Below are 17,871 nucleotides of genomic sequence, written 5' to 3' on the forward strand. Positions count from 1 at the left end.
CACCGAATGGCCACATCATCTCAGACCCCCAGCGCGGTACTGCCGCTGCATGAGGCGCCCCGACCGCTGCCGTCGTTCGTCGACCGGGACGGCGACCTGTGGGTGCCGAACGGTCGCACCGCGGACGGGGAGCTGCTGCTCGCCTGCCCGGCGCCGCAGGACCCGGCCGACGCGGGGGCTGGCGAGTCATTCCCGTGGACGCTGCGCAGCGTGCGTCTGGCGTTCGGTCCGTTGAAGGCGGTGGCCGCGTGAGCGCCCCGATGACGCATGACCCGCTGGTCGTGAACACGAGGGACGGCGTGGTGTGGCTGCGTCGTGCGGTGACCGAGGACGGGCACGGCCTGTACGCGGTGACGGACTCCTGCAAGTGCCCGCCTTATCTGATGGCGACGCTGGCGGAGTTGGCGGCGCACGGGATTGTCGGGTCGGCGGATGCGCTGCCGATGCCGGCGGGCCCGGAGCCGCGTTCCCACAGCGTCCTCGACCGTGCCCGGGACGCCCTGGGTGCCCGCCTGGCGAAGGACGATCTGCGTCTCGTCCTGGAGAACGTCATCAGGTACGCGGCCGAGCTGGAGGCGGAGCGGCACTCGACGAACGAGGCGCTCTCCGACGCGGCTGAGCAGCTGCGCGCGGACCGGGACCGGATCATCGAGCTTGAGGCGAGTGATCGCCTTGGCTAGCACCAGATCACTGCCGCGCCTGACAGGCACGCCGCTCGAACGAATCATGCAGCGCACCGATCGCACCGGCGAATGCTGGCTGTGGCGCGGCCGCTTGAACAAGGACGGATACGCCGAGCACAAGCTGCACGGCAGGACGCACATGGCTCATCGCACGACCTACGAGAGCCTGGTCGGCCCCATCCCCGACGGGATGCAGCTTGATCACCGCTGTCGCGTTCGGCACTGCGTCAATCCGGCTCACCTGGAACCGGTGACGTCCCGGGAGAACACCCTCCGAGGTGTCGGTCTCGCTAAGCAAAACGCCGATAAGACCCACTGCCCGCAGGGCCACCCGTACGACGAGGCAAACACCTACCGCTACAAGAACTACCGCCGGTGCAAGACGTGCCTGCGCGAGCGGGCCCGCGCATATCGGGCGGCCAAGCGGGGTGGCAGCTGATGTACGACACCCACACGCCCACGGAGTGGGCTGCTGCCGGGTCCCTCGGCGTGACCGCGATCAGTCTCATCAGCCTCGCGATGGCTTTCGCTGACGCGGACGCCGGCTACTTCGACCCGCGCTACCAGCTGGGCCGCCTCGTCGAGGCCGGTCGTCTGGACCCGCTGCTGATCGTGGTCGGCCCCACGTGGGCCGCTGCCCGTGACGCCGTCCTTGACCTGGCCGCGCTGGTCCTTCTCCTCACCACCAGCCCGAAGGGGGCGCTCCGATGACTGGACCCGAGCACTACCGCGAGGCCGAGCGTCTCACGGAACAGGCCAGCACTTGGGCGAACGCGGACATGGGCTGGAAGGCCCACCTGTCCAGCGAGGAGCGGATCGCGTACCGCATGGCCGATCTGGCTGAGGCGCAGGTGCACGCCACCCTCGCCGCTGCCGCCGCAACTGCGATGGGCGCGCCCGTCGACGGGGAGGCCGACAGCGGCCTTCCTCCTCAGGACGCCAAGGCGTGGAACGCCGTGGCCGGAGTCAACGGGAAGGGCGGCCAGCGATGAAGAACCCCGAGCCCACCAGCAGTGTCCCGCCGCTCTCCTTCGAGCTCCGCTCCGACCACCTCGCCGGGTACCTCCGCGCCGACAAGATCCGCACCGACACCTTCGTCTCCCTCGTCGCGGGGTGGGGCGACCCGGACACCCGGGACGAGGCGATCGCCGCACTGGACGCGCTGGCCGAGGTGGTGCAGGGCCCGCGTGGTGAGGGCGAGTTGGATGCGGCGGTCGAGGAGATCGAGGGCGTCGCGTCGATGGACACCGCTCGCATCGAGGTCGACGCGAGGACGGCCCGGCGGTTGTTCGCGGAGCTGTCGACAGTGGCAACGAAGCTGTGGCGGTTCAACCCGCTGAGCGTGCGGATGATCCCCGGCCAGCAGGACGGGAGGCGCACCGCATGAGCGCCCGTGACGAGGCCGTCGAGATGATCCGCCGTATCTGCCCGGCGCACCTGAGCGCCGACGAGTACGGACGGATCCTCGCGGAGAAGTTCGACACCCACCGCGCCGAAGTCCTTGCCGAGGAAGGGCTGCTGCTCAAGGCAGACGTCGTCGCCTGGCTGGTGAAGAAAGCCCGCGAGGAGACGCCGGTGTGGCAGCTCGCCTCGAAGGCCGACCGCGGCGCGATCCGCCCCGACAACCTGCGGATGCTGCCCGCCACCTTCTTCGAGGTCGACCGCAACTACACCAGCGGGACTTGGCAGTTCCGCTGCGAGGCCATCAGCGCCAGCCCCACGACAGGGGAGCCTCGCGCTCTGGGCTGGAAGCGCGCCCCCGTGTACGACGTCCACCTCTGGCACGCGGTGGCGCTGGACCCGGACGACTGGGCGCACGGCGGCTGGACCGACGTCACCGAGGCGGGTGAGGGCCGATGAGTCTCCTGTCCAAGCGGCCCCGCGTCGACCACGTCGCCACCGCCGCCCGGCTCCGCGCCCACCCCCACATGTGGCTGATCGTCGGCGAGTACCGCTCCACCGTCAGCGCCGAGGGCATCGCCCGCGACATCCGCTCCGCGTTCCAGCGTCACGTCGGCCGCGGCCGGTCGCCGTACCGGCCGGCCGGGGCGTTCGAGTCGCGGATGGAGTTGACGGAGTACGGGGTGCAGGTCACGGCCCGGTACGTCGGTGCGGGTGGTGGCAGCCGATGAAGATCGCCCCAGCCATCCGCATCGCGCGCCCGACCGGCCGACTCGGTCTGCTCCTCGCCGAGATCCGCCGCCAGCGCGGCCGGTGGAACGCCATCCGCGTCATCCGCCTGTACCGCGCTCTCGGCGTGAGCGTGCCTTCCGCTCAGATCCGTGCGATCGCCCGCGGGGACCTTCGGGATCTCGCGGTGTGGGGCTGGCTGCAACGCCATGACGAGCCCTCGAACCGCTTCTACACGCTCAACTCCCGGAAGGACGTGCGCCCGTGAGCGCCCGCACCGACATCCTCGACGCCCTTGAGCGCGACGGATACAAGAGCCGCGAGGCCATCAGCCTGCTGGAGCGCGCCGACAAGGAGCCGCAGACCCCGACCGGGCTGGGCGACCCCGACTTCCCCACCACCCTGTCCGGCGGGCACGCGCTGATCGTCGAGTACGGGGACTGCGAGTTCTACGGCTACTGCCAGTGCGGCAAGGCGCTCGGCATGGTCACGCCGGACAAGTTCGGTGACGACACCTTCGGCGGCAAGTGGGAGCGCCACGTCATGACGGAGGTGGCTGTCTGATGCCGACCACCGCGCAGGCCGGGGCTTCGGCCCCGGCCGCCGGCCCCACCGTCCTCGGATGGTTCGAACCCGGCTCCGACCAGTGGCACGCCGCCCGCGCCAACGGCATCGGCGGCAGCGAGATCGCCGCAGTCCTCGGCCTCTCCCCGTACGAGTCCCGCTTCTCCCTCTGGCACCGCAAGAAGGGCCTCATCGGACCCGTCGAGGAGTCCGAGGAAATGTACTGGGGCAAGGAGCACGAGCCCGCGATCTGCCGCCGCTTCGCCCGCGACCACCCCGAACTCGTCGTCACCGCCGCACCGACCTACTCCCACCCCGACCGGCCGTGGCAGATCGCCAACCCCGACCGGCACGCCGGCCCGGACCTGTTCGAGGCGAAGACCGCCCGCGACGACACGGGCTGGGGCAAGGAAGGCACCAGCGAAATCCCGGTGCACTACCGGGCGCAGTGCCTGCACTACATGGATGTGACCGGCGCCCGCAACTGCTGGGTCGGCGTGCTGATCGCCGGGTCGCAGTACCGGGAGTACGTCGTCGAGTACGACGAGGCCGAAGCCCGGCTCCTGCGGGATGCGGGCGCCCGCTTCATGGACGACCTGGCCCGCGACATCCGCCCCGACATCGACGGCCACTCCGCGACCTACCAGGCCATCCGCGAGATCCCCGACGGGCTGGACCCGGTCGACGTCGAGATCGACACCTCCCTGCGGGACCGCTTCTACGCCGCACAGGACTCCGCGTGGGCGGCGGAGGACGAGCTGACCGCCTGCAAGAGCGAGCTCCTCGACGCGATCGGCACCGGCCAGCGCGCCGTGTGCGAGCGCCAGCGGATCGCCACCCGCACGGTCCGCGAGGGCCGCACCTACTCCCTGATGCCTGCACGAACCCGAAGGAACGCCGCATGAGCGACAACACCGTAGGAAACGCGATTGCCACCCGCGACAACGGGCCCGAGGCCATCGTTCGCCAGCACCGCGAAGACCTCACCCTCGTCCTCCCCACCCACGTCAAGGGCGAGACGTGGATGCGCCTCGCCACCGGCGCCCTCCGCCGCGACGCCAACCTCCGCCAAGTCGCCGCCCGCAACCCCGGCTCCCTCATGAACGCCCTCCTCGAATGTGCCCGCCTCGGCCACGAACCCGGCACCGAAGCGTTCTACCTCGTGCCGTTCGGCCAGGAAGTCCAGGGCATCGAGGGCTACCGCGGCATCATCGAGCGGATCTACCGGGCCGGCGCGGTCAAGGCCGTCAAGGCCGAGGTGGTGTACGAGAACGACCAGTTCAAGTACCACCCCGGCATGGACCGGCCCGAGCACGAGCCGGACTACTTCTCCGACCGCGGGCGCATCGTCGGCGCCTACGCGTACGGCGTGTTCGAGGACGGCTCCACGTCGAAGGTCGTCGTCATCAACCGGTCGTACATCGACAAGGTCAAGAAGGAGTCCAAGGGCTCCGACCGGGCTTCCTCGCCGTGGGTGAAGTGGGAAGAGGGCATGGTCCTCAAGACCGTGGCCCGGCGGCTGGAGCCGTGGGTGCCGACGGCGGTGGAGTGGCGCAACGAGCAGCCGCAGGTACAGGCCGAGGCTCCCGCGCTGCCGGCGGCCGCCGGTCCGCCCGCCATCGCCTCAGCCGATCCGGACGCCTCTGACGACGAGGGCCCGATCGAGGCGGAGTTCGTCGACGACGAGCCGGCCGCGGGCTGGCCGGCCGCCGCGACCCCGGGATCGGGGGCCCGCCCGTGAACGCGCTGATCGCCTTCGTCGACTGCGAGACGACGCACCTGGACGCCGAGATCGGCGAGGCGTGGGAGGTCGCCGTCATCCTCCGCGAGGACGAAGACCCCACCACCGACACCGAGTACGTGTGGGAGTTCGCCATCGACCCCGACCTCGCCGACCCCGAGTCCCTGCGGATCGGACGCTGGCACGAGCGCCGTCAACTCCCCGCCCGCGTCAGCCAGGCCGCGTTCACCGGCAGCATCCCCGCCGTACCGATGAGTCGGGACGACGCCGTGAAGGCGATCCTCACCATCCTGCGCGGGACGGTCCTGGTCGGCTCCAACCCTGGCTTCGATGACCGGTTCCTGCGCAAGCTCCTCGGTCCGGGAGGCGTGCAGTGGCACTACCGGCCGGTCGACATCGCCACCCTTGTGGCCGGGTCCCGGCTCGGCATGGCCAACGTGATCCGCCGCTTCGGCGGACGGCCCGGCAAGAACGACGTGCCTGAGCTGCCGTTCTCCTCGCGGGAGATGTCCCGCTTCGTGGGCGTCGAGCCGCCGGTTACTGGGGCGGCGCACACCGCGCTGGGCGACGCCCGCTGGGCCCGCGACGTGTTCGACGCGGTGTGGGGCGGTGAGTGCTGATGTTCGGCCTCACCACCACCCGCCGCCTGCGCGCCGAGCTGGACGCCGCCCGCGCGGAGACCAACCGGCAGCGCGAGCGGGCCGAGACCGCCGAGAAGCACGCGGCCACCGCCGTGTTCAACCGCAAGCAGGTACTGCGGCAGCTCGCCCATGCTGACGCCGACAACCGGCGCCTGAACGGCCGGCTCCTCGAACTCGGCCGCCGCCTCACCTCGCTGACCGAGGCCGACCCCGAGTATGCGGCCCGCCTGGAACGGCGGGTGGCCCGGCTCCTGGCGGTCGCGGGCCGCCTGTACCTGGGCCGCGAGGCGGAGCAGCAGCGCGCAGAGCACCTCCAGCAGCGCCTCGACGACGCGTGCGGCCTCAACGATGCCCGCGTCGAGCATGGCCGGCACTGGCAGGAAACCCGCGACGACAAGCGGTGGGCGAAGGAGGCCACGTCGTGAGCCAGTACCTGACCGCCCTCACCGGCGCCGGCACCGCGATCGCCGTGGGTATGACGATCGCCGCCCGGTCGTGGACCCGGATCGAACCGGCCGACGTTCCGACGGGCCGGCATCGCGGCAAGCACGAGCGTCTGGTGCCGCTGGCCGAGCTGATGCGGCCGACGCAGGTCCTCGACGAGTTCGAGGCGGACTGCCCGGCCGAGGACCGGCCGACCCTCCACATCCGGCTGCGGGTGGGCGGCGAGCTGTGCACCGAGTGCCGCAACCGAGGCCTGACCGAAGGCGGTGGCCGATGAGCAGCCTGTCCACCGCCGAGGCCGCGCTGATCGTGTTCGCCGTCGTCAGCTCGTCGCTCGCCGCCACCTACTTCCAGGTCAAGCGGGCCCGGCGTGAGGAGTCGACGCGGGACCGGATCATCGCCGCGGCTCACGAGCGGGCGGAGGAAGCGGCACGCCTCGACGGCCACACCCTCGCCGACGCCGCCCGCGGGCAGCGTCTGCCTGCGGATGTGGAGGACCACCTCGTCCGCTTCCTCGTCGACAACCCGGACGTGGCTGACGGGTTCGCCCGACTGCGCCAGGCCGTCCGCGACGAACAGCAGAAGGAGGCAGGCGATGCCTGAACTCGACGACACCCAACTCGACCAGCTCATCCAAAACATCGGCCTCACAGACCCTCACCGCGGTCAGGCCATCGCCCCATGCGGCACCCAATCTGCCTACACCCGGCACGTGAAGAACGGCGAGCCGATCGACGACGCCTGCCGTCACGCCAACGCCGAGGCCAAGCGCACCAAGGGCACCCCCACGCCGAGCAGGCGACAGCCGATCGAACACGGAACCCTCAAGGGCTACAAGCAGCACCGGTACCGCGACGAGCAGGCGTGTGACAAGTGCCTGGAAGCCCATCGGCTGTACGGCCGTAACCGGGATCGTAAGCGTGCGGCAGCCCGCTGGGCCAAGAGGGACGGTGGCCAGTGAGCACACTGTTCGATCTCCAGCCGCAGGCACCGGCCGCCTGCGCAGCGGCCGGGCCTCCGCTCTACCGAGTCGCCGGACTCGACATCAGCCTCACCGGCACCGGCATCGCCACCCTCGGCGGCACCACCCGCGTCCCCACCAAAGGGCGCCGCAAAGACACCCTGCTCGAGCGAAACGCCCGCATGAAACACATCACCACCCGCGTCCTCGAGGAAGTCGGCACCGTCGACCTCGCCTGCATCGAAGGCCCCATCGGCTACGCCACCCCCGGCGGCAGCACGTGGGACCGCGGCGGACTGTGGTGGCGGATCGTCGCCGCCCTCCTCGAGCGGGACATCCCCATCGCCGTCATCTCGCCCACCGCTCGAGCGAAGTACGCGACCGGGTCGGGAGCCTCGAGGAAGACCGCGGTCCTCGAGGCGGCGCAGCACCGGTACGGGGCGATCCTCGAGACCGACGACGAGGCGGACGCGCTCGTGCTGCGGGCGATGGGTCTGCACTGGCTGGAACAGCCGTTGGCGGAGGTCCCGGACGGCCATCGTGCGGCGCTGGCCGGCGTGCAGTGGCCGGAGCGGGCGGCGGTGATCGCGCGATGACCGAACTCGAAGCCGCCTGGGTCCGCGACCACGCCTGGCCCCCGCGCAACCGCCGCCGCGGCAACTACCCTCCCCGGCCCGCCGTGTGCTCCTGCACCTGGGGCACCTGCTACAACTGCGCAAGCGGCCACCACCACATCTGCGTCACCGGCGACGGCAAGGCCGCCCTCGACCGGTACGTCACCGCCGTCCTCGGCTGGGACGGCTGGCGTGTGGCCGAGGTGATCTGGCTGCCCCGGCAAAAGCCGTGCCGCCTGCTGTGCCCGTGCCCGCACCCCGCCAGCACCCCGGCCGACGCTGCTCCCCTTCCTGCTGCGGCTCCTCGCCGAGCTTGCCGCCCGCAACCGGTCCCGGCCGGACAGCTGGGCCTGTTCGGGGAGGCGGTGACCCGATGATCCCGAACCTCGACTGGCTCCGCCACGCGGTCTGCGCCGGCATGGACCAGCGCGCGTTCTTCGCCACCGGCCGCCACGCCCGCGCCCAGGTCTTCGCCGCGAAAAGGGTCTGCGACGCGTGCCCCGTCCGCGAGCAGTGCCGGGAGTGGGCGATCGAGAGCGGTGAACGCTGGGGTGTGTGGGGCGGCATGAGCCAGGACGAACTCCGCAAGAAGCGCCGCCGCTTCACCAGCAGGGCCAAGGCTGGCACCCGGCCGGCTCCGAAGAAGCGGGAGCCCGCGAAGTGCGGCACCCGTCCCGGCTATCAGAAGCACCTGCGGGAGAAGACGCCGGTCTGCGGGCCGTGCCGTCAGGCGAACACGGATGCGGACAACCGTCTGCGCCGTACCGGCACCAGCAAGGTCCTCGCGCCATGAGCGGCCGACGGTCTGACGGGCCCACCCGTCCCGAGTGCCGGCACTGGATCGGTGCCGAGCAGCGGCACTGCCGCAGCGGAGAGAACGTGCGCCCGTACCTCACCGGCCCGTGCTGCCCGGACCACACCCCGAACGCGCTGCGTGGTCTGCCGGAGCCGCCGCCCGGGCCGGGCATGCCGGCCGCCGCGTGGACGACACCGTCCCCGATCTCCGACTCGCGGGTGGCGGACGCCCGCGCCATCGCGTCGGGGAAGCGCCGCTCGAATCCGCAGGCGTACCGCGCGGCGCAGGCCGCCGTGCACCACACCACCTGACCGCCCAACAGCAGCGCCCCGCCGGGCGGAAACCGGCGGGGCACCCACCAAGGAGAACACGATGGGCTACACCACCGCCTTCGAAGGCCACGTCACCGTCGACCCGCCCCTCAACCCGCACGAGATCGCCTACCTCGACCGCTTCGCCGAAAGCCGCCGACACCAGCGCCCCGACGGCCCCTACTCCACCACCGACTACGGCTACAGCGAACTCGGCCACACCGCCTACAACACCCCGCCCGAGGGACAGCCCAGCCTGTGGTGCAACTGGGAGCCCACCGACGAGGGCACCGGCATCCGCTGGAACGGCGCCGAGAAGTTCTACAACGCCACCCAGTGGATGCAGTACCTCATCGACCACTTCCTCAAGCCCGGCGGTCACGCCCAAGGTCAGGCCGGCTTCGAGAAGTTCACGTTCGACCACACCGTCAACGGCGTGATCCACGCCCACGGCGACGAGCCCGGCGACGTGTGGGACCTGGTCGTCACCGACAACACGGCGACCGGCGACAGCCCCCGCTGACCACCTGACCGGCGGCCGATCTGACGGCGTCCCCCACGCCGCGGCCGCCACCCCGGGCCGCCCCGCTCTTCCCCCAAGGCGGGGCGGCCCACCACCCCACAACCACAACCGCAGATCCACAACCAGAGAAAGGCACCACCGTGACCCAACCCATCGACGCCGACGTCAAGTTCGACAGCAAGGTGTTGACCGACGTCGCCGAAGCCCTCGAACCCCACGCCGAGGAAATGTTCAAGCAGCGCCGCGGCCGGTGGATGGCCGTCGTCGAACTCGCCCACGTCGAGCGCACCGAGCCCGGCCCCGACGAGGACAAGCAGCCGGCCGTGAAGGTCCGCGTCACCACGATCGAGGTCGCCGCCGACGAGATCACCGCCGGCCGACTCCGCGGCGTGCAACGCGAGATGTACGACCGGCGCACCTCCGGCGGCACCCTCTTCCAGCACGACGAGGACGAGGTCGCCTGATGGGCGCCCGGCCGCAGAGGGGCGCCGACTCCCGCCGCTCTGCGGCCGGGCGTGCCTGCGACCTGTGCGGAGCACCCGTGCTCAAGCAGCTCGTCGGCCACCGCGCCGCACTGAACGTGATCGCGGAGGCCGAACCGATACCGCTGGAGCGGGTGGCCGCGCTCATCGGACCGAACCGGCTGGCCTGGTGCCTCGCCGAACTCCACAGCGGCGGCGCGGATCTGCGGTGGCGGTGCCGTCACGACTGCGGGCATCTCGTGGTGATCGAGCACCGGTGCCCTGCTGGGGCTGCGCAGTACGGGCGCCGGCCTGAGGGGGCGATGTGGTGACGTCAGGACTCCGCGGCCCGGCGCTCGGCGGCGTCGATCGCTTCTTCGATGATCCGAAGCTGCCTGACGATGTCCGGCTTCTGTTCCCGGCGTCGCAGTTCTTCCACGTAGCGGCGCAGTCCCCGCAGGGTCGCGCCGGCCTCAACGTCCTCTGCGACTGGCACTGGAACGACTGCGGCCACGCGCCGGCCGTGGCTCGTGATGTACGTGATCCGGCCGCGGACGGCGGCGTCATTGACGACCTCGGACAGGGCCGACCGCAGTTCGCGGATCCCCTTCTCAGCACTTGTGGGCGCAGGCATACACGCATGGTATCCGAGGTCCACAAGGGAACATATGTGTACACAAATTTGGTAGGGTGTGAGGCAGGTGAGGCCCACAGAGATAACGCGCTGACCTGCTAATTCGAGCTGCCCGCCTACCGCGCTCCTGCAAGGAGAACCACCCGCGTGACCGAGAACCCCGAACAGCACCGCCACCCCGGCGAGTGGCCCGTCCAGCCCGTCGACACCGGCGCGGACCAGACGGAACACGACCAGCTGTACGTGCAGCGCGCCCAGGAACACGCGCTCCGCGAAATGGTCCTCGGCTCCATCCGGCACGACCTCACCCAGCAGCCCACACCCGCCGCCATCCGCACCGCCGCCCGGACCTGGAAAGACGCCATCACCAACCTCGCCGACGAACTGATCAACACGCGGAGGAACGAACGATGACCACCACCGCGCCCCTGACTCTCTTCGATGACGAGACCCCCACCGTCCAGGCAGCGAAGACAAAGACACCCGAACGACCGGAAGGCGTCTACGGCCTCCGCCCCGCCGAAGCCCACCTCGTCACCACCCGCACCGGCGACCCCCACCATCCCGAACAGCGACCCCGCCTCTACCTCGTCGTGCACTGCCCCTACTGCGACCACCAGCACATCCACCCCGCAGGCCACACCGGCGAACCCCGCCTCTGCCCCCGCAACTCCCGCTGCATCGGCCAGACCAACGGCGCCTACTACTTCCCGGCGGTGCACCAGTGACCACAGCACCCCACGCGCCCCAAGTGGCCGCAGACCTCGACCTCGTCAGAGCGTCCCTCGCCTACCACTACGCCGACGCCCCAGGCCTCCTCTCCATCTGCTCCGACGCCGACCGCTGGGTCGGCCGCCGCTTCACCACCGACGAACTCGGCATCGCCTCCGCCGTCCGCTACATCGCAGACCTCGACACCCGCCACCCCAAAGGGATCTACGCCCAGGTCACCACCCTGCGCGAACACCCCACCAAGGGACGCGGTGGCAAAGACCTCGCCCACGCCCTCACCTGGCTATGGGCCGACGGCGACTACGGCAACATCGGCCACAAACCCGGCCTCGACGACATGCCCCACCCCCTCGACGCCGACCACGTCCGCGAGATCGTCGCCTCCGCCGGCCTGCCCGAACCGTCCGGCTGGGTCGACACCGGCGGCGGATGCAACCCCGTCTGGACCCTCGCCGAGAACTTCATCATCAGCGACGACGACCGTGCCGCCGTCGAGCACATGACCTCCGCCCTCCAGGCAATCCTCGGCGCCGCCGCCTACAGCCACGGCTGCACCTGGGACACCCAAGTCGGCAACCTCGACCGGCTCATGCGCATCCCCGGCACCGTCAACCGCAAGCACGACCAGCCCCGCCCCAGCCACAGCTACCCCGGCACCGGCGACGTCATCGACCTCGCCGCCATGCGTGCCGCCATCACCCGCCTCGAACCAGCCGCCCGCGAACTCCTCGACCAGGCCGCCCGCGAAAAGCGCGCCCGCCAGGACGCACGCACCGGCCGCCCCACCCCAGCCCCGACCACACCCCGCCGCAACGGCGCCTTCCCCCGCCCGGCCGGGAACGGAGTCTTCGACATCCTCGCCGCGGGCCTCACCTTCCGCGACATCCTCGAACCCGAAGGCTGGACCTACCGCGGCACCGCAGCTGACGGACGGCAGAAGTGGCTACGCCCCGCCGGCACCGAAGGCTCAGCTGACAGCGAATACAGCCTCGTCTGCGACGACCACGTCGCCGTCAACTGGTCCGAGCGCTCCGGCCTCCCCGTCGGCCAGCAAGCCAGCGGAAAGAAGCTCACCGTCCCCACCCTGTGGGCCCACCTCCACTACAACGGCGACGAACGCGCAGCCGTCCTCGACGTCCTCGCCTACGCCTTCGACCAGCCCTCCGGCAACGCACCCCGCAGCCTGCCCGCCCCCGTCCTCGACGAGATCCGCCGCCGCTGCAACCCGCCCGCCGCCAAGCCCCCGGCCGAAGACATCTGGCAGGTCATCGAAGACCCCACCGACGAAGAAGAGCCGGAGCCCGACGCGTCCGCACCCCCCGCCGCCCGCCCCGGCCTCCTCCCCGAAACGTTCTGGGCAGCCCGCCCGATCTTCCAGCACATCCGCCAAGCCGCCCACTCCCAAGGCTGCTCCGGCGACCTCGTCCTCTACAGCACACTCGCCCGCCTCTCCGGCATGCTCTCCCACCACATCCGCGCCGTCACCGGCATCGGCGGCCGCGCCAGCCTCAACGTGTTCGCCGCCATGGTCGGCACCTCCGGCGCAGGCAAATCCATCGCCGCCGGCTGCGTCCGCGACCTCATGGCCCCCGCCGACGACGACTTCCGCGACGGCCTCCCCATCGGCACCGGCGAAGGCGTAGCCGAAGCGTTCATGGGCACCGTCGACGAGCCGACCGGCGAACTCCACCAGAAGGGCCCCTACAAGGGCGACCCCGTCATGGCGAAAGTCCGCAAGCAGGTCCGCCACAACGCGTTCTTCTATGTCGACGAAGGCCAGACCCTCGCCAAGCTCGCCGAACGCTCCGGCAGCATCCTCGGCGAAACCCTCCGACGCGCCGCCATCGGCGAGGCCCTCGGCCAGACCAACGCCTCCGAGGAACGCACCCGCTACATCGCCCCCGGCTCCTACAGCCTCGGACTCCTCGCAGGATTCCAGCCGTCCATCGCCACCGTGCTCCTCGCCGACGCGCACACCGGCACCCCGCAGCGCTTCTACTGGGGATGGGCTGATGACCCGTCCATCCCCGACGAGCCGCCGCCATTCCCCGGCCCCATCGAGCCGCACCCCGGCCGGCACCGCCCTGACCGTCCGGTCGACATCACCTTCCCGCAGCGCATCCGCAAGATGCTGTGGCAAGACCGCGTCGCCCGCGGACGCGGCGAGATCGAGGTAGCCGAACTCGACGGCCACGCCGGCCTGATGAAGGTCAAGCTCGCCGCCCTCTTCGCGCTCCTCGATGGCGGCCGCTACGAAGTCACCGAAGAGGACTGGCAGCTGGCCGAGGTCGCGTGGGAGTCATCGTGCAAGGTCCGTGACGCGCTCGTCCTGCGGGCGCAGCGCGAGGCCGCCGCGGAAAAGCAGCGTGCCGAGGACGCGAAGGTCCACGCGGAACTGCGCTCCCACGTTGCGAAGAAGGACGCCGACCTCACCTTGGAGCGCGTCGCGCACCTTGTGCGCCGGCACGCCTCGACGGTCGGAGGGGTCACGTACGGGGCGTTGAAGAAGGCTCTGGCGTCCCGGGACCGGCCGGTTGCGGACAAGGCCGTGTCGCTCGCTGTGGCGCGTGGCTGGGTGTTCGAGGAGGGGGACCGGATCTGTGTCAAAACGGACTAATCGAAGGTGGACAAGCTCGTGTCCACGTCCACCTTTTTCCCCGAGGTGGACAGGTGGACATCTGTCCACCACCCCCTGTGTCGGAAAAGAAGGCCTCAAAAATATCTCAACTATCTATAACAAAACGGACATCTTCTCTTTCACGCACTACGCGAGACAGGGGGTGGTGGACACGCGTCCACCTTGTCCACCTGTCCACCTCCTTTACTCGTGAACTATCTCCCCTCGGCAACCGCCTGCCCGCACCACCCAGCCCACCCACCACCCCACCCACGAAAGACACGCCCATGACCAACACCGACCCCCGCATCCGTCAACTCGCCGAAGCCCGCCAGCAACACGGCCACCAGCCCTACGGCTCGACCGCCCGCTGGGACAACCTCAAGCCCGACGAGCAGCAGCTCTTCCTCACCGAGGCCACCGCCTGGCTCGCCGCTGCCGTCGCCGCCGGGATCGCCCCGCCCGCCGAACGCCCCACACCCGACCACAACGCCGTCTGGGTCGACGAGGAGGGCTTCCTCTACGGCGAGTACCAGACCAGCCCGCCGACCCCGCTCGCCGAAGCCGCGATCCTCCGGCTGGTCTGGGCGTCCGAAGTCTGCTCCGAGAAGCGAGAGATGGAAGAGCAGGGCACCACCTTCCGGCTCCTCGGCTGGAGCGAGTGATGAGTCGACAGGCCACCCTCGACGGCCCCCGCCGCATCCAACGCCGCCGCACCAAAGGCTGGCGCGCACCCGCCGGCGCCGTCTACGTCGGACGCGGCACCCGCTGGGGCAACCCCTGCACCCAAATCCGCACGCCCGCCCTCGACGGCTCCGAGTGGGAGCACGAAGGCCGCCTCGGCAAGACCTCCGGCCAGCACCACGCCTACGTCCACCCCGACAAGACCATCACCTCGCACCTCGTCCAGGACGCCACCCGCGAGCAAGCCGTCGCCATGTACCGCCGCTTCATCGAGCAGCGTCCATCCCTGGCCGAAGCGGCACGCGCCGAGCTGGCCGGCCGCGACCTCATGTGCTGGTGCCCGACCGACCAGCCCTGCCACGCCGACGTGCTGCTGGAGATCGCCAACCAGCCCGCCACCTGACCGCCGCCGCCCCCGCTCCCACCGGCCCCCCGCACAAACGATCCCTACCGCGTGGCCAACAGCAACCCCACACCAACCCCGGAAGGACCACCAGCGTCATGACCAACCAGCCGTACACCGACGACGACCTCCGAGCCGAGGCCGCCCGCATCCACAAGCAGTTCACTGCCCAGCCAGACGAAGGCTTGGTCGGCGAGGTGATGGAGTCCGGCTACGTCCCCTCCGTCGAGACCAGCGAGGACGGTAGCGCCCGCACCTGGGTCGAGCTGCTGGAGCCCGACGGCGATGAAACTCCGGAGTACGCGAAGGCGCAGCGCGCCGTAACTGATCTGATCCGCGGCGCTGCCGACGTTTCCGGGTGGGCCGTCGCGCTCGGCGCGGATGGCCTCGTCCCCGACGAGGAGCACGTCGACATCCCCAGTGCCAACGGCGTGATCGGGGTGCGGATCCACTTCGCGTTTCACCCGGCGATGCCGGAGGAGATGCGCGCCTCGGTGATCGAGGCCGTGCACTTGGAGACCGCCGCTCCGACCGCCTGATCCTGCCGCCGCCGGCATCACACCCCACCCCGGAAAGGACCACCACCGACATGACCACGCAGAACCCCACCGACGGCCCCATCCACACCTGGTTCAGCCTCAGCTACAGCAACTACCAGGTCCTCCACCGCACGCTCATGCAGTCGATGCCTACCGCGTGGCAGGAGCGCATGGTCGCCTGCCTCGAAGAACTCGCCGACGCCTACCGGCACATCGAGCAGCCGGAGGCCTTCAAGGTCGAGGCCGCAACCGAGCACATCGTCAACGAGATGACGCCCGTCCAACTCGACGAGGCCGGGATCACCGAGGACGAGTACGACGAGCCCGTTCCCGAGGACCTGTCGCCGTTCGACCTGGCCGAGTGGCGGGACGAGCACGAGAAGCCGGAGCCGACCTACTCCCGCGACGGCGAGGAGCTCGACGTGCACGAGCGCGTGATGCTCCCGGCCGCCGACCCGGTGCCGCACTACAACCGCGGCCGGACGTACATCGAGCCGCGCCTGCCCAAGCCCAAGGAGGGCACCTGGTGCTCCTTCGGTGAGGGCGACGCCCCCGGTGCGGGCTGCATCCTGCCCGCCGGTCACGAGCCCGCGAACCGGCACGTGGTCGTCCCCGGCGACGTCGACGACGAATGACCCCGTGGCACCGGCCGCCGCTGTTCGACCCAGCGGCGGCCGGCCGCCCCTCGACCCTAGCCCGCCCGCCGGGCACGACCGAAAGAAGCCACCGATGACCACCGACCCGACCCCCGCCGTCGAAGTCTGGGCGCGCATGCTGTGCGCCGCCGACGTCCACGTCTACGGCACCGACCACCCCACCTGGCAGCAGCTGGCCGGCGAGCCCGGCAGCCGTATCCGGGACGACTACCGCAAGGCCGCCGCCTGGCTGCTGCCGCGGCTGACCGTGTCTGCCGTGGCGCCCGCCACCGACCGGGCCGCGCTCCGCGACGCGCTCCGCCGCGCCATCTGTGAGGCCAGCGGCTTCGAGTTCGACGACGACGGCATCGAACCGGACGAGTACGGCGAGCACGCCGACGCGGTCCTGGCCGTGCTGCCGCCGACCGCCGACCGGGCCGCCTCCGTCTGCATCTGCGGGCACGCGGAACAGCAGCACTTCGAGGACGTGTGCATCACCGAGATCACAGGCTGCGACTGCGGCGACTACCTGACGCCTGAAGCCGCAGGCGAGGTCATCGCCCGCTGGAGGACGGCAGCTCTTCAGGCACGCGCCGACCGTGCCGCCGTGCTGGAGGAAGCCGCCGAGGCACTGGGCCGCATGGACTACGACACGGACAGCAACGACTACGGCTACGACACGTACCGCGACGCCTGGAACGGCGGCGTGATGGACGGCGCAGGCCTGCTGCGCCGGATGGCTGCCGAGTCCGTGCCCGCCGACACGGGACACACCGGCGGCGAGACGCAGCAGGCCGCCCGGTGCAGCGCCGCCGTCCTCAACCGCCCCCACGGCCCGCACTCCTGGGAGCCGCAGCCCGACATACGGCCCGTCCGCTGCCCCGGCGCCTGCAAGTGCGATCACCCAGACGCCGAGCACAGCGTGTACGGCTGCGCCGACGGATGCGCCTGCGAGTACCTGCCCAGCCGGAAGCCCGCCGTCGGGGCACAGCAGCAGCCGAAGGAGACCCGGCCGTGACGAGCCTCGCCGACCGCCGTACCGCCGCCCTCACCGCACTCGCCCAACGGACACCGCCCGCCCAGCAGGCTTACCCCGGAGAGACCCAGCCGTCCGACGACCTGCCCGACGACCCGTCGCAGGCAACGGCCTACCTCGCCGCGACCCGCTGGCTGGACAGCGAGGACCCGTCGTGATCGCCGAGGCGGTCGACACCGTGTGGACGCTCGGCTGGGCGCTCCTCGTGTGGATCGTCCTCACCGCGGCGGTGGCCACGCTCGCCGGGTGGACGGTGGTGGCCGCCGTGGTGTGGGCGTGCCGGGCGCTGTGGCGGGGCGTGGCGGGGGTCAGGGCGCTCGTACAGCACTCCGAGGCCCCCGCGTTGCTCCCCGAGCCTCACAAGCCGTCAGAACGCCACACAGCCGCTCCCGCCCCGACGTGGGCCCGAACCGACAAGGACGCCGCATGACCCTCGCCGAGCTCCGCGCCCAACTCGACGCCCTCAACCTGCCCGACAACACCCTCGTCGTCCTCGCCAAAGACGCCGAAGGCAACGGCCACTCCCCGCTCGTCGAAGCCGACCACGCCATGTACCTCGCCGACACCACCTGGTCCGGCGAGCGCTACATGCCCGAGGCCCAGCGCCTCGCCGAACGGAACCCCGACGACTGGACGCAGGCCCCAGACGACGCGGTGCCCGCGATCTTCCTCTGGCCCACGAACTGACCCCACCCCCGTGGCGCCGGGTCCCGCCACCCCGG

Annotated in this window: 35 protein-coding genes and 1 pseudogene; 35 read left to right on the plus strand and 1 reads right to left on the minus strand. The window is 70.9% G+C overall.

The features are described from left to right. Positions 1 to 6 precede the first annotated feature (6 nt). The 24 genes and pseudogenes from QQS16_RS34340 (at position 7) to QQS16_RS34455 (ending at position 10,201) form a co-directional block, all read left to right on the plus strand. Entirely contained in the window at positions 7 to 252 is a 246-nt protein-coding gene (locus QQS16_RS34340) for a hypothetical protein (RefSeq protein WP_286065947.1), read from the plus strand. Beyond that, positions 249 to 680, plus strand: coding sequence for a hypothetical protein (locus tag QQS16_RS34345; RefSeq protein WP_286065948.1), 432 nt, complete (start codon positions 249 to 251; stop codon positions 678 to 680). The genes QQS16_RS34340 and QQS16_RS34345 overlap by 4 nt, the downstream gene beginning before the upstream one ends. Beyond that, complete coding sequence (locus QQS16_RS34350) at positions 664 to 1,122, plus strand: HNH endonuclease signature motif containing protein (protein WP_286065950.1); 459 nt, start codon at positions 664 to 666, stop codon at positions 1,120 to 1,122. The genes QQS16_RS34345 and QQS16_RS34350 overlap by 17 nt, the downstream gene beginning before the upstream one ends. After that, positions 1,122 to 1,394 (plus strand): hypothetical protein, encoded by a 273-nt coding sequence (locus QQS16_RS34355; RefSeq protein WP_286065951.1) that lies wholly within the window; start codon positions 1,122 to 1,124, stop codon positions 1,392 to 1,394. The genes QQS16_RS34350 and QQS16_RS34355 overlap by 1 nt, the downstream gene beginning before the upstream one ends. Beyond that, complete coding sequence (locus QQS16_RS34360; RefSeq protein WP_286065952.1) at positions 1,391 to 1,675, plus strand: hypothetical protein; 285 nt, start codon at positions 1,391 to 1,393, stop codon at positions 1,673 to 1,675. The genes QQS16_RS34355 and QQS16_RS34360 overlap by 4 nt, the downstream gene beginning before the upstream one ends. Then, on the plus strand, positions 1,672 to 2,070 hold the full coding sequence (locus QQS16_RS34365) for a hypothetical protein (RefSeq protein WP_286065953.1): 399 nt from the start codon (positions 1,672 to 1,674) through the stop codon (positions 2,068 to 2,070). The genes QQS16_RS34360 and QQS16_RS34365 overlap by 4 nt, the downstream gene beginning before the upstream one ends. Beyond that, positions 2,067 to 2,543: a hypothetical protein gene (locus QQS16_RS34370; protein ID WP_286065954.1), complete on the plus strand. Its 477-nt coding sequence runs from the start codon at positions 2,067 to 2,069 to the stop codon at positions 2,541 to 2,543. Before QQS16_RS34365 ends, QQS16_RS34370 begins: the two co-directional genes overlap by 4 nt. Next, entirely contained in the window at positions 2,540 to 2,815 is a 276-nt protein-coding gene (locus tag QQS16_RS34375; RefSeq protein WP_286065955.1) for a hypothetical protein, read from the plus strand. The genes QQS16_RS34370 and QQS16_RS34375 overlap by 4 nt, the downstream gene beginning before the upstream one ends. Beyond that, a complete protein-coding gene (locus QQS16_RS34380; protein ID WP_286065956.1) occupies positions 2,812 to 3,081 on the plus strand; it encodes a hypothetical protein in 270 nt (89 codons plus the stop codon). The genes QQS16_RS34375 and QQS16_RS34380 overlap by 4 nt, the downstream gene beginning before the upstream one ends. Further along, positions 3,078 to 3,377, plus strand: coding sequence for a hypothetical protein (locus tag QQS16_RS34385; protein ID WP_286065957.1), 300 nt, complete (start codon positions 3,078 to 3,080; stop codon positions 3,375 to 3,377). The genes QQS16_RS34380 and QQS16_RS34385 overlap by 4 nt, the downstream gene beginning before the upstream one ends. Continuing rightward, a complete protein-coding gene (locus tag QQS16_RS34390) occupies positions 3,377 to 4,282 on the plus strand; it encodes a YqaJ viral recombinase family nuclease (RefSeq protein ID WP_286065958.1) in 906 nt (301 codons plus the stop codon). Before QQS16_RS34385 ends, QQS16_RS34390 begins: the two co-directional genes overlap by 1 nt. Beyond that, a complete protein-coding gene (locus tag QQS16_RS34395; protein WP_286065959.1) occupies positions 4,279 to 5,118 on the plus strand; it encodes a recombinase RecT in 840 nt (279 codons plus the stop codon). The genes QQS16_RS34390 and QQS16_RS34395 overlap by 4 nt, the downstream gene beginning before the upstream one ends. Further along, the gene (locus QQS16_RS34400) at positions 5,115 to 5,738 is read left to right on the plus strand and encodes a 3'-5' exonuclease (protein ID WP_286065960.1); all 624 of its coding nucleotides are present in this window, start codon (positions 5,115 to 5,117) and stop codon (positions 5,736 to 5,738) included. Before QQS16_RS34395 ends, QQS16_RS34400 begins: the two co-directional genes overlap by 4 nt. After that, positions 5,738 to 6,184, plus strand: coding sequence for a hypothetical protein (locus QQS16_RS34405; RefSeq protein ID WP_286065962.1), 447 nt, complete (start codon positions 5,738 to 5,740; stop codon positions 6,182 to 6,184). Before QQS16_RS34400 ends, QQS16_RS34405 begins: the two co-directional genes overlap by 1 nt. Further along, positions 6,181 to 6,480: a hypothetical protein gene (locus QQS16_RS34410; RefSeq protein WP_286065963.1), complete on the plus strand. Its 300-nt coding sequence runs from the start codon at positions 6,181 to 6,183 to the stop codon at positions 6,478 to 6,480. The genes QQS16_RS34405 and QQS16_RS34410 overlap by 4 nt, the downstream gene beginning before the upstream one ends. After that, a complete protein-coding gene (locus QQS16_RS34415) occupies positions 6,477 to 6,806 on the plus strand; it encodes a hypothetical protein (RefSeq protein ID WP_286065964.1) in 330 nt (109 codons plus the stop codon). Before QQS16_RS34410 ends, QQS16_RS34415 begins: the two co-directional genes overlap by 4 nt. Beyond that, positions 6,799 to 7,164 (plus strand): hypothetical protein, encoded by a 366-nt coding sequence (locus QQS16_RS34420; protein ID WP_286065965.1) that lies wholly within the window; start codon positions 6,799 to 6,801, stop codon positions 7,162 to 7,164. The genes QQS16_RS34415 and QQS16_RS34420 overlap by 8 nt, the downstream gene beginning before the upstream one ends. Beyond that, positions 7,161 to 7,760: a hypothetical protein gene (locus QQS16_RS34425; protein ID WP_286065966.1), complete on the plus strand. Its 600-nt coding sequence runs from the start codon at positions 7,161 to 7,163 to the stop codon at positions 7,758 to 7,760. The genes QQS16_RS34420 and QQS16_RS34425 overlap by 4 nt, the downstream gene beginning before the upstream one ends. Continuing rightward, a complete protein-coding gene (locus QQS16_RS34430; RefSeq protein WP_286065967.1) occupies positions 7,757 to 8,155 on the plus strand; it encodes a DUF6248 family natural product biosynthesis protein in 399 nt (132 codons plus the stop codon). Before QQS16_RS34425 ends, QQS16_RS34430 begins: the two co-directional genes overlap by 4 nt. Next, a pseudogene (locus QQS16_RS44055) lies at positions 8,152 to 8,379 on the plus strand (WhiB family transcriptional regulator); the annotation flags it as partial. The gene QQS16_RS34430 and the pseudogene QQS16_RS44055, both read left to right, overlap by 4 nt. Positions 8,380 to 8,567: 188 nt before the next feature. Continuing rightward, on the plus strand, positions 8,568 to 8,885 hold the full coding sequence (locus QQS16_RS34440) for a hypothetical protein (protein ID WP_286065969.1): 318 nt from the start codon (positions 8,568 to 8,570) through the stop codon (positions 8,883 to 8,885). 61 nt (positions 8,886 to 8,946) lie between these two features. Beyond that, positions 8,947 to 9,408, plus strand: coding sequence for a hypothetical protein (locus tag QQS16_RS34445; protein WP_286065970.1), 462 nt, complete (start codon positions 8,947 to 8,949; stop codon positions 9,406 to 9,408). A 140-nt stretch (positions 9,409 to 9,548) separates the two neighbouring features. Next, on the plus strand, positions 9,549 to 9,872 hold the full coding sequence (locus QQS16_RS34450) for a hypothetical protein (RefSeq protein WP_286065971.1): 324 nt from the start codon (positions 9,549 to 9,551) through the stop codon (positions 9,870 to 9,872). A 77-nt stretch (positions 9,873 to 9,949) separates the two neighbouring features. After that, positions 9,950 to 10,201 (plus strand): hypothetical protein, encoded by a 252-nt coding sequence (locus tag QQS16_RS34455; protein WP_286065972.1) that lies wholly within the window; start codon positions 9,950 to 9,952, stop codon positions 10,199 to 10,201. A 2-nt stretch (positions 10,202 to 10,203) separates the two neighbouring features. Here the strand turns inward: QQS16_RS34455 and QQS16_RS34460 are convergent, their stop codons facing one another. After that, positions 10,204 to 10,503 (minus strand): type II toxin-antitoxin system prevent-host-death family antitoxin, encoded by a 300-nt coding sequence (locus tag QQS16_RS34460; RefSeq protein WP_286065973.1) that lies wholly within the window; start codon positions 10,501 to 10,503, stop codon positions 10,204 to 10,206. A gap of 147 nt (positions 10,504 to 10,650) precedes the next feature. On the opposite strand from QQS16_RS34460, the gene QQS16_RS34465 reads away from it, so the two are divergent. The 11 genes from QQS16_RS34465 to QQS16_RS34515 all read left to right on the plus strand — a co-directional run bounded on the left by QQS16_RS34465 (position 10,651) and on the right by QQS16_RS34515 (position 17,836). Next, positions 10,651 to 10,917 carry a hypothetical protein gene (locus QQS16_RS34465; RefSeq protein ID WP_286065974.1) on the plus strand — a complete coding sequence of 89 codons (267 nt, stop codon included), beginning with the start codon at positions 10,651 to 10,653 and terminating at the stop codon, positions 10,915 to 10,917. Beyond that, the gene (locus QQS16_RS34470) at positions 10,914 to 11,231 is read left to right on the plus strand and encodes a hypothetical protein (RefSeq protein WP_286065975.1); all 318 of its coding nucleotides are present in this window, start codon (positions 10,914 to 10,916) and stop codon (positions 11,229 to 11,231) included. The genes QQS16_RS34465 and QQS16_RS34470 overlap by 4 nt, the downstream gene beginning before the upstream one ends. Continuing rightward, positions 11,228 to 13,852 (plus strand): hypothetical protein, encoded by a 2,625-nt coding sequence (locus tag QQS16_RS34475; protein WP_286065976.1) that lies wholly within the window; start codon positions 11,228 to 11,230, stop codon positions 13,850 to 13,852. Before QQS16_RS34470 ends, QQS16_RS34475 begins: the two co-directional genes overlap by 4 nt. A gap of 287 nt (positions 13,853 to 14,139) precedes the next feature. Next, the gene (locus QQS16_RS34480; protein WP_286065977.1) at positions 14,140 to 14,517 is read left to right on the plus strand and encodes a hypothetical protein; all 378 of its coding nucleotides are present in this window, start codon (positions 14,140 to 14,142) and stop codon (positions 14,515 to 14,517) included. Continuing rightward, the gene (locus QQS16_RS34485) at positions 14,517 to 14,939 is read left to right on the plus strand and encodes a DUF4326 domain-containing protein (RefSeq protein WP_286065978.1); all 423 of its coding nucleotides are present in this window, start codon (positions 14,517 to 14,519) and stop codon (positions 14,937 to 14,939) included. Before QQS16_RS34480 ends, QQS16_RS34485 begins: the two co-directional genes overlap by 1 nt. A gap of 98 nt (positions 14,940 to 15,037) precedes the next feature. Further along, positions 15,038 to 15,478 (plus strand): hypothetical protein, encoded by a 441-nt coding sequence (locus tag QQS16_RS34490; RefSeq protein WP_286065979.1) that lies wholly within the window; start codon positions 15,038 to 15,040, stop codon positions 15,476 to 15,478. 50 nt (positions 15,479 to 15,528) lie between these two features. After that, positions 15,529 to 16,113 (plus strand): hypothetical protein, encoded by a 585-nt coding sequence (locus QQS16_RS34495; RefSeq protein WP_286065980.1) that lies wholly within the window; start codon positions 15,529 to 15,531, stop codon positions 16,111 to 16,113. A 94-nt stretch (positions 16,114 to 16,207) separates the two neighbouring features. Further along, the gene (locus QQS16_RS34500) at positions 16,208 to 17,131 is read left to right on the plus strand and encodes a hypothetical protein (RefSeq protein WP_286065981.1); all 924 of its coding nucleotides are present in this window, start codon (positions 16,208 to 16,210) and stop codon (positions 17,129 to 17,131) included. Then, entirely contained in the window at positions 17,128 to 17,307 is a 180-nt protein-coding gene (locus QQS16_RS34505) for a hypothetical protein (RefSeq protein ID WP_286065982.1), read from the plus strand. Before QQS16_RS34500 ends, QQS16_RS34505 begins: the two co-directional genes overlap by 4 nt. Beyond that, positions 17,304 to 17,579, plus strand: coding sequence for a hypothetical protein (locus QQS16_RS34510; RefSeq protein ID WP_286065983.1), 276 nt, complete (start codon positions 17,304 to 17,306; stop codon positions 17,577 to 17,579). Before QQS16_RS34505 ends, QQS16_RS34510 begins: the two co-directional genes overlap by 4 nt. Beyond that, a complete protein-coding gene (locus QQS16_RS34515; protein WP_286065984.1) occupies positions 17,576 to 17,836 on the plus strand; it encodes a hypothetical protein in 261 nt (86 codons plus the stop codon). Before QQS16_RS34510 ends, QQS16_RS34515 begins: the two co-directional genes overlap by 4 nt. The last annotated feature ends 35 nt before the right edge of the window (positions 17,837 to 17,871 follow it).

It is taken from the genome of Streptomyces sp. ALI-76-A, from assembly GCF_030287445.1.
Classification (GTDB): domain Bacteria; phylum Actinomycetota; class Actinomycetes; order Streptomycetales; family Streptomycetaceae; genus Streptomyces.